Origin of the sequence: Micromonospora sp. NPDC023814, assembly GCF_040639595.1 — a bacterium.
Taxonomy (GTDB): domain Bacteria; phylum Actinomycetota; class Actinomycetes; order Mycobacteriales; family Micromonosporaceae; genus Micromonospora.
Genome location: NZ_JBFAAF010000019.1, coordinates 72507 through 84116 on the forward strand (window position 1 = coordinate 72507; position 11610 = coordinate 84116).

The 11610-nt window shown below is 74.2% G+C and carries 11 protein-coding genes and 1 pseudogene; 3 read left to right on the top strand and 9 right to left on the bottom strand.

From position 1 onward, the window contains the following. Positions 1-48: 48 nt before the first annotated feature. Positions 49-510: pseudogene (locus tag AB0G14_RS13240) on the bottom strand (long-chain fatty acid--CoA ligase); the annotation flags it as partial. An 87-nt stretch (positions 511-597) separates the two neighbouring features. On the opposite strand from AB0G14_RS13240, the gene AB0G14_RS13245 reads away from it, so the two are divergent. Continuing rightward, positions 598-2229: a glycosyltransferase 87 family protein gene (locus AB0G14_RS13245; protein WP_357696871.1), complete on the top strand. Its 1632-nt coding sequence runs from the start codon at positions 598-600 to the stop codon at positions 2227-2229. On the opposite strand, the gene AB0G14_RS13250 is transcribed toward AB0G14_RS13245, so the two are convergent. After that, positions 2186-2362 carry a hypothetical protein gene (locus AB0G14_RS13250; RefSeq protein ID WP_357696873.1) on the bottom strand — a complete coding sequence of 59 codons (177 nt, stop codon included), beginning with the start codon at positions 2360-2362 and terminating at the stop codon, positions 2186-2188. The two genes, AB0G14_RS13245 and AB0G14_RS13250, sit on opposite strands and share 44 nt — an antisense overlap. A 108-nt stretch (positions 2363-2470) precedes the next feature. Then, entirely contained in the window at positions 2471-3184 is a 714-nt protein-coding gene (locus tag AB0G14_RS13255; protein ID WP_357696875.1) for a spermidine synthase, read from the bottom strand. 130 nt (positions 3185-3314) lie between these two features. Here AB0G14_RS13255 and AB0G14_RS13260 point away from each other — a divergent pair, with 130 nt between their 5' ends. Further along, on the top strand, positions 3315-4319 hold the full coding sequence (locus AB0G14_RS13260) for a zinc-binding dehydrogenase (RefSeq protein WP_357696923.1): 1005 nt from the start codon (positions 3315-3317) through the stop codon (positions 4317-4319). Positions 4320-4481: 162 nt separating this feature from the next. Here the strand turns inward: AB0G14_RS13260 and AB0G14_RS13265 are convergent, their stop codons facing one another. The 4 genes from AB0G14_RS13265 to AB0G14_RS13280 form a co-directional block, all read right to left on the bottom strand. Next, positions 4482-4988, bottom strand: a complete 507-nt coding sequence (locus AB0G14_RS13265; protein WP_357696877.1) for a hypothetical protein — start codon at positions 4986-4988, stop codon at positions 4482-4484. A 123-nt stretch (positions 4989-5111) separates the two neighbouring features. Further along, positions 5112-5768 carry a response regulator transcription factor gene (locus AB0G14_RS13270; protein WP_357696879.1) on the bottom strand — a complete coding sequence of 219 codons (657 nt, stop codon included), beginning with the start codon at positions 5766-5768 and terminating at the stop codon, positions 5112-5114. Further along, positions 5750-6874: a hypothetical protein gene (locus tag AB0G14_RS13275; RefSeq protein ID WP_357696881.1), complete on the bottom strand. Its 1125-nt coding sequence runs from the start codon at positions 6872-6874 to the stop codon at positions 5750-5752. The genes AB0G14_RS13270 and AB0G14_RS13275 overlap by 19 nt, the downstream gene beginning before the upstream one ends. Further along, entirely contained in the window at positions 6867-8018 is a 1152-nt protein-coding gene (locus tag AB0G14_RS13280) for an ATP-binding protein (protein WP_357696883.1), read from the bottom strand. The genes AB0G14_RS13275 and AB0G14_RS13280 overlap by 8 nt, the downstream gene beginning before the upstream one ends. Before the next feature lie 413 nt (positions 8019-8431). On the opposite strand from AB0G14_RS13280, the gene eccB reads away from it, so the two are divergent. Next, complete coding sequence (gene eccB, locus AB0G14_RS13285; protein ID WP_357696885.1) at positions 8432-9823, top strand: type VII secretion protein EccB; 1392 nt, start codon at positions 8432-8434, stop codon at positions 9821-9823. Positions 9824-9913: 90 nt separating this feature from the next. Here eccB and AB0G14_RS13290 read toward each other — a convergent pair whose 3' ends face one another. Next, positions 9914-10519 (bottom strand): class I SAM-dependent methyltransferase, encoded by a 606-nt coding sequence (locus tag AB0G14_RS13290; RefSeq protein WP_357696887.1) that lies wholly within the window; start codon positions 10517-10519, stop codon positions 9914-9916. Between the two features lie 261 nt (positions 10520-10780). After that, entirely contained in the window at positions 10781-11578 is a 798-nt protein-coding gene (locus AB0G14_RS13295; protein WP_357696889.1) for a phosphoesterase PA-phosphatase, read from the bottom strand. Positions 11579-11610: the final 32 nt, after the last annotated feature.

Here is an 11610-nt window from a genome sequence, read left to right on the forward strand (position 1 = left end):
ACCCGACCTGCGCGTGACGGTGCGGGCGGACCGACCGGCCCCGCCGCCTCAGCCGTCGGCGGGCAGCCGGTCGCGCACCTCGCGGCGCAGGACCTTGCCGATCTGCGAGCGGGGCAGGTCCTCGACCAGGACGACCCGGCGGGGCACCTTGTACGCGGTGAGGTGCTGCCGACACGCGGTCCGGACGCCGGCCTCGTCCAGGTCGGCGTCCTCGTGCGGCACGACCGTCGCCACCACCTTCTCGCCGCCGTGCGCGCCGGGCAGGCCGACCGCCGCGGCGTCGCGCACGCCCGGGACGCGGCGCAGCGCGTCCTCCACCTCGGACGGGTAGACGCTGAACCCGCCGGTGATGATCAGCTCCTTGATCCGGTCGACCACCGTGACGAAGCCGTCGGCGTCCGTCACCACGATGTCCCCGGTGTGTAGCCAGCCGCCGGGCAGCAGCACCGCCGCCGTCTCCTCCGGGCGGCGCCAGAAGCCGGCGAACACCTGCGGCCCCCGGATCAGCAGCCGCAGGGCCTACTTCACGGTAACCTACGGTCACGTAGGTATTGGTCGGGGTCCCCGGCGGACGGGCGCCGGCCGTAGACTCCGACGATGCGGGATCGGCGGGTGGCGGTGCTCTGGTCGGTGTTCGTCATCGTCGCCGCGGGGTCGTCCGCGCTCGTGACGCTCCGCCCGGACCGCCTCTCCGACCTGCACATCTACCGGGGCGCGCTGCTGCACCTGCACGCCGGCCGGCCGCTCTACGACTTCTTCGCCGAGAACGGCGGGCCGTTCACCTACCCGCCGTTCGCGGCGCTGGTGCTCTGGCCGGTCGCCGCCGTCCCCGAGGGAGTCGCGCAGGGCGTCTGGCTGGCGCTGACCTGCCTCGCGGTGGTCGCCATCGCGGTGCCGGTGGGCCGCCTGCTCGCCGGCCCCGGGCCCCGGCGGGCCCTCGTCGTGCCGGTCGTCGCCTGCGCCCTGATGCTCTCCGCGCCGGTGCAGAGCAACCTCCGCTTCGGCCAGGTCAGCATCTTCATCGTGCTGCTCGCGCTGTTGGACGGCATGGGCGTCGTCCCGGCCCGACTCCGGGGCGTGCTCGTCGGGGTGGCCGCCGCGATCAAACTGACCCCGCTGCTGTTCGTCGTCTACTTCCTCGCCACCGGACGCTACCGGGACGCCGGGCGGGCCGTGGTCACCTTCCTGGGCTGCGCCGCGCTGGGGGCGACGGTCCTGCCGGCGGCGAGCTGGACGTACTGGACCGAGGCGATGCGCGACACGGCGCGGATCGGCAACCTCGCCTCGCTCGGCAACCAGTCGGTGCACGGCATGCTGCTGCGGATCGGGCTCGACGAGGCGTCCCTGCCGCTGCTCTGGGCGGCCCTGGTGGCCGTTCTCTGCGGGGTGGCCCTGCTGCGGGCGCGGCACCTCGCCGCGCACGGGCGGCCCGGGCACGCCGCCGTGCTCGTCGGGTGCGCCACCGTCGCCGCGTCCCCGGTGTCCTGGACCCACCACCAGATCTGGCCGGTGCTGGCGGCGATGCTGCTGATCGGCGCCGAGGGGATCGCCCGGCGGGTGGCCGGCGGCGCGCTGCTGGTGGCGATGGTGGTCTCGCTGGGGGTGGTGCTGGCCCCGGTCTCGACGACCCCCGGGATCCAGTTCCTCTTCGAGAACGCCCGGGCGCTCGGCGTCGGGGTGCTCTGCCTGGCCGGGTTCGGCGGGGCGGCACTGGCCGTGGCGGGCACGGGCCGGCGGCCCCGGGCAGCCCGTGGCTGGCTGCGGGTGGGCACCACCGCCGCGCTGGCCGTGGCGTTCTTCGCCGTGCAGCCGCTGCCGGCCGGCGCCGACCCGACGTTCAAGGCGTACACGCTGTCCGACGTGGACAATCCGCGCTACTTCTTCGTCTGCCGGGGCCCGGTGCAGTGCGCCGCGTACGGCACCGACGCCCCGGTGACCTTCGGCACCCGGCGTGAAAAGACCAAGGTCCGGGTCAACGGGGTGGTGTCGCCGGCGGTGGCCCGGCTGGAATACCACTCCGCCCCCGGCGGCGCCCCCCGGGTCATCCCGCTGCTGGCGGCCCATCCGGGGCCCCGGACGTTCTCGTTCCGGTCGGCGACCATGGCCCACGGCCGGCTCGTCGCCTACGCCGCCGACGGGCGACCGATCGCGACTTACGACGAGGAGCTGGCCGCCGCGCTCGACGTCACCGGCGCCCGGCGGAGTGGTGCATCGCCTGTCGCCCCTTGACCGCCGCCAGCACGACGACCGCGAGCAGCGCCACCGCGCCGATGACCACCAGCCAGCGCACCGCCTCGAGGAGCAGCCCGAGCAGGACGAGCGTGCCGGCGATGACGGCGACGACCCAGAGCATGGCCCGCATGTCCACCTCCCGTGACTCCGGCCGCGCCGCGCGGCCCCCGCCCGCCTTCCCGGTCCGGCCCGCACCATGCGGCGCGGACGGCCCGAAAACGCCTGGTCAGGTGGCCTGTCAGAGCTGGGCGACGTACACGGTGTTGGCCGACTCCCCGCCGGTCAGCGGGTTGGCGAACGGGACGACGTGGGCCCGCGCGGTACGGAACACCGCGGCGAGCGCCTCCTCGAACGCGGCGTCGGGCGGGTCGTCCGACCAGAGGGCGAACACCCCGTCCGGGTGCAGGTGGGCGGCGAGCCGGCGCAGGCCGTCCGGGGTGTAGAAGGCGGCGTGGGTGGGGTGCAGCACGTTGCGTGGCGAGTGGTCGACGTCGAGGAGCACGGCGTGGAACCGCCGTCCCGGCGCCTGCGGGTCGAAGCCGGTGCCGTCGGCGACGGCGGCGAAGAAGTCGGCCCGCACGAAACGGGTACGCGGGTCGGCGGCCAGCCCGGCGGCGAACGGCAGCAACTCGCGGCGGTGCCAGTCGATGACGTCCTCGATCGCCTCCACCACCAGCAGCGAGCCGACCCGCTCGTCGGAGAGCGCCGTGCGGGCGGTGTAGCCGAGGCCGAGGCCGCCGACGACCACGTCGAGGTCGCGCCCGGCCAGCGGGGCCAGCCCCAGCCGGGCCAGCTCGATCTCCGCGACGGGGAAGAGGCTGGACATCAGGAACTCGTCGTCGAGCTTGACCTCGTACACCTCGACGTCGAGCGACGGATCGCGGCGCCGACGCAGGCTGATGAGGCCGATCGGGGTGTCCCGCCAGGCCAGTTCCTCGAATCGCACGCCCACGGGCCCGGATGCTACCGGGCGGCGCCCGAGGAGCGGCCACCGGCGCGCATTCCTTCCGTCCGGCCGGGTATGCGCGCTCGTCGAGGGCCGCCGACCGGGGGCCGGACAGGGAGCGCGCACTGTGGCGGACATGCTGGCCGGACGGCTGCACGTGGCGGACCGGGTGCTGCGGATGGAGTCGGTGCCGGTGCCGGAGCCGGAGCGCGGGCAGGTGCGGATCAGGGTCGAGGCGGCGGGTGTCTGCCTGTCGGACGTGCACCTGATCGACGGCACCCTCACGCCGCTCTACCTGCCAGGCGACGTGGTGACGCTGGGCCACGAGGTCGCCGGGGTGGTCGACGCGTTCGGTGACGACGTGGAGGGGTGGGAGCCGGGCCAGCGGGTGCTGCTCCAGGCGGGGGAGCGGGACCGGCGTGGCACGGTGTTCACCCGGGGCGTGGACTACGACGGCGGCTGGGCCGAGTACGCCGTGGCCCGCGAGGACACGGTGGTGCCGATCCCGGACGACCTGCCGTTCGAGCAGGCCTGCATCATCCCGGACGCGGTCTCCACCCCCTGGGCGGCGGTGACGGACACCGGGCGCACCCGGCCCGGGGAGGCGGTTGCGGTGTGGGGCGTGGGCGGCCTGGGCGCGCACGCCGTCCAACTGCTGCGCCTGGTGGGCGCGGCCCCGGTGATCGCGGTGGAGCCGCTGGCGGCGGCGCGGGACCGGGCGACGGCGCTGGGCGCCGACGCGGCGCTCGACCCGGCCGACCCCGGGTTCCGCGACGCCGTGCTGGAGTTGACCGGCGGGCGGGGGCTCGACGTCGCGTTCGACTTCGCCGGGGTGACTCCGGTCCGTGAGCAGGCGCTGACCGTGCTCGCCCGCCGGGGTCGGCTGGTGCTCGCCGGGATCGCCAACAAGCCGGTCACGATCGCCTCGGACAGCCCGTTCAACTACTTCCAGCAGGCGCTGCTCGGCCACTACGGCTCGGAGTCCGAGCACGTCGAGCAACTGGTGTCCCTGGCCCGGCAGAAGCGGCTCGACCTGAGCGCGTCGATCAGTGACGTGCTGCCGCTGGCCGAGGCCGAGGAGGCGGTGCGGCGGGTGCACACCAAGCAGGGCAACCCGATCCGGCTGATCTTGCGTCCCTGAGTCGGCACTCGGGGACTGACGGGTCGAGCTCGTCCTCCGCCGGAGCGGCGGAGGACGGAGCCCGGCCTCGAAGGGATCACCGGTCGATACGCAGGGATCCGGTAGATGGTTCAGCGACCAAGCAGAACCTGAGACCGAAGACTGTCGTACGGGGGCGGTCAGCTATGCCCGATACCATCCTCGCCAGGTTCCCCCATCACGCCAGGACCACCACCTGCCACTGTTGTTCACCCACACCTCGATGACCCGGTTTCCATTGGAGGTGTAGCAGTCGTAGGTGTTATCGGCCCTGCCGTTGTTTGGCATCTCGTGCCAGCGGCCAGCCCCAGCCCACGTGTGCCAGATCGTACGGTCGTCTGCAATGACCCATGCCTCGTCGTACGTGCCGTCAGCGTTGAAGTCGCAGGTGAGCTTGATCGTGTTGCATTTTGCCCAGCCCGCGTAGCCGAACGCCGATACGCGACAAGCGGCCAGGGTGCCTACCTCGTCACCCGACGCGGGGGTGATCAGCGTCCTTTCCGCAACCACGGATGCCTGGTCTGGGTCTGCAGTAGAGGCGGCGGCGGCTGGCGTCGCGGCGACGAGTCCCACGATCAGTCCTGCGACAATCGCCGCAAGTCCGGTGCGGAGTGGTGCAGTCAAACGAATGCGGGTTCGTAGCTTCTCCATTATTTCCTCCGAGCGGGTCATGGTGGACTGCGGCGTTGTTTCCGCTCGTCCCTTATTCGAAGGCTAGGGCGGAGCAGGGGGGCGCCGTGACGGTCGTTCAACCCACGAACCGGGTCGGGTACGCTACAACTCGTCCAGCCGGACCAGACCGTCCTGAATGGCCCGGGCGACCAACGCCGCCTTGGTGGAGGCCGGGCGCCCGGCGTTGGCATACCGGATGCGGACCCGGTCGATGTAGCTGTTCACCGTACGCACGGACAGGCCGAGCTTGCGGGCCACCATCTCCTTGGACTCGCAGGCGAACCAGTTGACCAGCACGTCGATCTCCCTCGGCGTGAGTCGTGGCCGGTCGGGCCGGGTGTCCGTGCTGATGGCGCGGGCCATGGACGGGGACGTGTAGGGCAGGTCCTGACCCGCCGCGCGAATCGCGTGGAGTAGGTGACCGGGCCCCTCCGTCTTGGCGAGACAGGTGAACGCGCCGAGGTCGAGGCACGTGAGAATGGTGTCGCGGTCCTCCCGCATGGTGTAGACGATCACTCGACGGCCGGCGTCGACGAGCCGCCGCAGGTCGGGGTACGCGGGGACCTGCCCGTGGAGTAGTAGGTCGAACACGACGACGTCGGCGGAGAGGCCCGGATCCGTCCACGCCACTGCCGGTGTTCCGCCGGAGTCGATGACCTGGACCGGCGGTTCGGCCGCGCCGCACCACGCCTCGATCCCGGAGACGATCGCCGGATGGTCGTCGATGACCACCACCGTGTTCAGCCCTGCGGTCGCCATGTGGCCTCTACCCACACCTTCGGCCCGTCTACGAGTCGGGTGACGGTGACTCCCCTGTGGACGGCGGCACCGCCTAGTGGATCGATACCGGCGGGCTCGCCAACCCAGAGGTCGGCGAGCACACTCACCGTGACGCTGGCGGCCGACCCGCGCACCGTGACCCGTGCCTCCGACGTGGCGTACGCCATGATGCGCAACGCGGGATCGGTCAACGCGCGACGCACCGCCAGCGGTGGTGTCGGCCAGGCCCCACACGCCCCGAAGTAGATCGCGACTCCGTTGCGTTCCGCTAGGTCCAGACAGGCGCGCAGCTCGTGCAACAGCGGATCGGCCGCCTCGTCGTGTTCGGCGAACAGGCGGCGTAGTCGCGCCGCCGCCACGGCGTAGGCGCTGCGGACCCGCTCGTCACCCAGGTCTGCCGAACCGTTCGCCAGGTCGGCCAGCAGCGGTATGGACATGGCGGTGAGGTCCGCGCATCTCGACCGGCGGTCGGCATGCAGGTGCTCCGCGATGGCCTCGGCGGTCCGGACCCGCTCCGCGCCGGCGGCGGCGGCCGACGAGGTGGCCACGAGGCCACGCAGCGCCATGGCGCCGGCCAGGACCGGCAGCTCGCAACCGAGCATGATCGCGGTGACGACGACCATGTCGGCGGTTTCGTGCCGTTGCCCGACCAGTGCCAGCTGCGCGAGGCTCGCGACGGTGTACCCGCCGAGGAAAATTGCCGCGGCTACGACGCTGCGGTCCACCAGCAGCAGCAGCCCGAACCAGCCGATCACGCCGTAGGACCATTCCTCTTCCGACATGAGCTCGGCGGCCGGAATTCCGGTGGTCGCCAGCGCCGCCGCCGCGATCACCGCCACCACCAGGACCCAGCGGGGCCGGCCGAGCGGCTCATCCCGCAGGATCCGCACCCCGGCCACGACGGCCACCACGGTGAGGATCGCGAAGGCGAGCGCCTGGCGTGTCAGGCTGCTGTAGGTCTCCGAGCTCGTGACCAGCAGCGGCAGGGCGAAACCGAACAGCGTGGTGACCGCGATCGCCAGCGTGGCCAGGCGTAGGCCGCGCAGCAGCTTCCCCGCCATCAGGTAAGGAACCGGCTCAGCCATCCGGCACCTCCAGCGAAACCAGGGTGCCGCCGCCAGGACGGGGCGTCACGATCGCCCGTCCGCCGACCCGCGCCACGCGTTGCGCTATGGACTGCGACAACCCGCGCCGATGCGGCGGCACCACCTCCGGCGCGAAGCCCGTGCCCCGGTCGGAGACCTCCACCAGGATCCGGTCCCCGGCCCGCCCCACCACCAGTTCGGCGGTGTCGACGCCGGCGTGACGCGCCACGTTCGTCAACGCCTCCCGAACCGCCGCGCTGATCGCCGTGGCGCGGATCGCCGGCATCGGCACGGCCGCCGGCGACCGCACCTCCACCGCGACCGGCGCGTGCCCCGCCACCTGGTTGAGCAGCCGCACCAGGTCCGTGTCGCCGTCGGAGAAGTCCGGCTGCGCGGCCAGGATCTCCAGGTCGCGGGCGGCCTGCTCGGCCAGCCACGGCTCGGTGCCGTCGACCATGCGCGCGCCGACCGCGAGCAGAGTGGCGGCCGCGGTGTCGTGCAGTACCGCCAGGTGCTCCCGTTCGTCGGCACGTCGGGCTGCCGCGACCGCCGCGTCGCGCCGGGCCCGTTCGCTGGCCGCAACGATCCGGTCAGCCTGCTGGGCGCCGGCCCGGACGAGCAGGAACAGCACCCTGGACAGGCCGGCCTCCGCGAAGGTCCACAGGCCGAGCGGAACGGTTCCGGCCCAGGACCCGGGGATGGCAAGGGCGTTCCCGGCCAGGTGCGCCACCACGATTGCGGTGGTCAGCAGCACGCCGCCGGCCACGGTCGTGAGCCACTGGTGGGCGATGGCCGTAACCGTCACGACGGCGAGCACCCAGTTCGTGCTGTCCGTCACCGCGTCCGGCGGCACGGTCCACCGCTGGGTCAGGCACAGCAGCATGATCACCAGCGTGTCCGCGGGCAACAGCCAACGCCGGGAGCTGAAGCGGGCGTACGCCACGTTCCAGGCGGCGAGCCCGGTGACCACGCCCACGACCAGCGCGCGTCGGTCCGGGGTGGCCTGGAACAGCGCAGTGGCGCTCACGCAGCCCAGCGCCGTGGTGCGCATGGCGACGGCGTACCGTCGGCCCATCCGGTGCAACTCGCGTTCGGTGGCGCCGGCGGGCTTCAGCGGTAACGGACCCAGTCGCCACGGATTCATGACGGCGTCCCGTCCTTCGGTCGAATCGGGCTCATCCCAGGTGGCATGGGGTGCTCGGGAACGTGGCGCGTCCCTTGGCCGATGAGTCCCTGTCGAACGTTCACCCGGCGTCAGCGTAGGTGGTTCGTCGACTTTTGTTGTCGTCTAGTCGCATTGGAGTCAGATGACACCGGGCGGGCCGGGACTCGCGCCACACCCCGGCGAGGAAGCGCTTCTCGCACTCGTCATCGCGGGTCGACGCCTCGCCACGCACCTCCTCGCCGTTCCCCGCACACCCCGGGGTCGCCCATCGAGCACTCTGCCCGCGGGGACGCGGGGACGCGGGGCACCGCCCGGCCCCCGCGACGCAGGGTCCTCGGGACATCGACGGAACGCTTATCCTGTGCCCCGACCGCACCACCGGAAGGGATCCCATGCCGTCGCGGCAGGACCAGCTGCACTCGTACCAGTTCACCGTCCAGCGGGCGGTCGCCGCCCTGGTGATGCGGGAGACCGACCCGGCGCAGTCGCCGTTCCGGCGGTTGGCCGGCGCGGCCCTGGCCAGCGTCCTGGTCGCGGCCATCGTCCTGGGCGGTTTCGCCCTCTACGGCCTCTTTGCCGGCGGGGGCAGCAGCTGGCGCGACCCGGGCGCGGTGATCGTCGAGAAGGAGTCCGGGGCCCGCTTCGTCTACCGGGAGGAGAAGCTGCACCCGGTGCTCAACTACGCGTCGGCCCTGCTGATCATCGGCGCGGACCGACCGAAGACCGTGCTCGTCTCCCGCCGCGCCATCGACGGGGTGCCGCGCGGGCTGCCGCTGGGCATCGCCGACGCCCCCGACTCGCTGCCTGCGCCCGGACGATTGTCGACCGCGCCGTGGACGGTCTGCTCCGTGGCGGCCACCGAGGACAACCGGTCGACGCCGCGGTCGGCGCTGCTGATCGGCGTGGCCGGCGACGGCGGTCGGGCGCTCGGCGAGGACGCGCTGCTGCTGCGCCACCCCGACGGCGCGCTGCACCTGGTCTGGCATCAGCGTCGCTACCTGCTGCGCGACCCCAACCGGGTGTTGGCCGCCCTGGCGGCCACCCGGGCCCGGGCGGTCCCGGCAGCGCCAGCGCTGCTCAACAGCCTGCCCGCGGGCGCCGACCTGGCCCCGCTGGCCCTGCCCGCCGAGGGGGAACGCTCGGCGCGGGTGTCCGGGGCGCGGATCGGCGACGTCTACCTGGTACGCAACTCCGGCGGGGGCCGGCAGTACGCCGTCGCGTTGCGGGACGGCCTGGCGGGCATCACCGAGTTGCAGGCCGGCCTGCTGCTCGCCCGCACCGGGCAGGGCGAACCGGAGCCGATCACCCTCGGGCGCTTCGCCGCGCTGCCGAAGCTGCCCGACCTCGCGCCGACCGGCCCGACCGCTCCGCCGACCGCGCCGCCCCGCCTGGCCGCGCCCGACGGGTCCGCGCTCTGCGTCCGGGTCGGTGACGACGGCGGCGCGACCGAGGTCAGGATCGGTGTGGGGCTGCCCGACCTCGCCGCCGCGCCGCGCACCCCGCCTCCGGCGTCCGGCGGCGGGGTGCGCGCGGACCACGTCGTGGTGGAGCCGGGCCGGGGTGCGGTGGTCGAATCGGTCGCGGCGCCGGGCGCGTCCGGCGGCGCGGTCTCCGTGGTGACCGACCTGGGACGGCGGTACGTGCTCGCCGGCGGCGAGGTGCGCGGGATGCTCGGCTACCGCGACGTCCGGCCGCTGCGGCTGCCGGCGGGCCTGGTCAGCCTGGTGCCCGCCGGCGCCACGCTCGACCCCGCCGCCGCGCGGGTCGTCGCCACCCCAGCCTGACCCGGCCGGCGAAGCCCCGGCACCACGATCCGGCTGCTGCCCGACCGGTAGCCGCTCAGGCGACGCCGCGGCCCAGGCGGCGGGTCGGGCTCAGACGGCGGGGCGGCGCAGCACGGTGACGGCGAAGTCGGCGTCGTCGCGCCAGGGGCGCAGGTCCCAGGTGGCGAAGCGGTGCTCCAGCCGCAGCCCGGCGGCGACGGCGTCGGCGTCGAAGTCGGTGAGCGGATAGCCCCGGTCGGTGCCGAAGCCCACCGCCACCACGCCGTCGGGCCGCAGGTGGGCGGCGATCCGGCGGAGCACGTCCCGCTCGGTGCCGGGGGCCACGAAGGCCAGCACGTTGCCGGCGACGACCACCGCGTCGAACGGCTCCGGCTCCCCGGCCGCCGCCAGGTCCAGCTCGGCCAGGTCGGCCACCAGCCAGCGCGGGCCCGGGTGGTCGGCGCTGGCGGCTTCCACCAGCGCCGGGTCGGCGTCCACGCCGACGACCGCGTGCCCCCGGGCGGCCAGCGCCGCGCCCACCCGGCCGGTGCCGGAGCCGGCGTCGAGGATCCGGGATCCCGGCGCGACCAGGGCGTCCACCAGCCGGGCCTCGCCGGCCAGGTCCGCCCCCTCGGCGGCCAGCCGGCGGAACCGGTCGATGTACCACTGCGAGTGCTCCGGACCGGTCTCGGTCACCCAACGGGTCGGCTTTCCCATGCCGCCACCGTAGCCGGATCCGGCTGGCCCTCCGGCGGCGGGCACACCTGCGCCGACGGACCACGCTCACGGGTGCCGAAGGGCGGGCTCACCGCGCGGCGGGTGCCGACGGGCGAGCGCACCGCGCAGCGGATGCCGACGGGCGAGCGCACCGCGCAGGCGTCCGGGGCCGGCGGGGTCCAGCATCCGCCGAGCGGACGGTCGGGCGACGGCTCCACGGCGCGCGCCGCCACGCCCGGCCCGTGGCGCCGGTCGACCGGGTCAGGTCAGCGCGAGGAATGTCGCGGCGGTGAGCGGGGCGCCGGCGACCGCCCCGGCGACCACCTGGGCCACCGTGTGGTCGCGCAGGCGCACCCGTGACCAGGCCACCGCGACGACCAGCGACCAGAGCGCGTGCAGCGCGGGACCGAGGATCAGGACGAGGACGGCCACCGAACCGGCGGCGGTGGCGGCGTGCACGCTGAGCTTCCACCAGTGGTTGACCGCCGTGACGACCGCCCCGTTGACGAGGGTGGCGACCATCAGCGCGACCAGCAGCCGAGGCGCGTCGAGGGCGGCCAGCAGCGCGATGCCGACCGCGACGGAGGCCAGTCCGAGGGCCAGGGGACGCAGCCGCTGCGTGTGGTCGCCGATGTGCCGGTCGGTCAGCCAGCCCCGGCGTACGCCGTACAGCACCATGCCGACCGGGATCACCGCGCAGAAGACCAGGGCGGCGCCGCCCCAGCGCAGCACGCCGCCGAGGCTGCCGGTGGCGCGGGCCGCCACCACCAGCGGCATGACGGTGACCAGCACGCTGGGCGCGAGGACCTCCGTGACCAGCCGGGCCGCCCGGCGGCCGGGGCTCCGGTCAACCGGGTCGACGCCGACCGGTGCCGCGCCGACCGGTGCCGCGCCGACCGGTGCCGCGCCGACCGGTGCCGCGCCGACCGGCGCCGCGCCGACCGGTGCCGCGTCGAACGGCTCCGCGGCGGGCGGCTCTGCGCCGGTCAGGCCGGCGCCGGGCGGGGCCGCCGCGGGCGGGACGCCGGCCTTGGTGTCGGTGTCGGGTGAGGCTTCCACCCGGGACATCCTTGGCCGGCGGTCGCCGCGCG

Bases quoted from the DNA above. Each gene is read 5' to 3' on its own strand.
- AB0G14_RS13270 (WP_357696879.1), bottom strand. From the start codon at position 5,768: ATGGCGACCGCAGGGCTGAACACGGTGGTGGTCATCGACGACCATCCG.
- AB0G14_RS13245 (WP_357696871.1), top strand. From the start codon at position 598: ATGCGGGATCGGCGGGTGGCGGTGCTCTGGTCGGTGTTCGTCATCGTC.
- AB0G14_RS13250 (WP_357696873.1), bottom strand. From the start codon at position 2,362: ATGCGGGCCATGCTCTGGGTCGTCGCCGTCATCGCCGGCACGCTCGTC.
- AB0G14_RS13280 (WP_357696883.1), bottom strand. From the start codon at position 8,018: ATGAATCCGTGGCGACTGGGTCCGTTACCGCTGAAGCCCGCCGGCGCC.
- eccB (WP_357696885.1), top strand. From the start codon at position 8,432: ATGCCGTCGCGGCAGGACCAGCTGCACTCGTACCAGTTCACCGTCCAG.
- AB0G14_RS13275 (WP_357696881.1), bottom strand. From the start codon at position 6,874: ATGGCTGAGCCGGTTCCTTACCTGATGGCGGGGAAGCTGCTGCGCGGC.
- AB0G14_RS13265 (WP_357696877.1), bottom strand. From the start codon at position 4,988: ATGGAGAAGCTACGAACCCGCATTCGTTTGACTGCACCACTCCGCACC.
- AB0G14_RS13290 (WP_357696887.1), bottom strand. From the start codon at position 10,519: ATGGGAAAGCCGACCCGTTGGGTGACCGAGACCGGTCCGGAGCACTCG.
- AB0G14_RS13260 (WP_357696923.1), top strand. From the start codon at position 3,315: ATGCTGGCCGGACGGCTGCACGTGGCGGACCGGGTGCTGCGGATGGAG.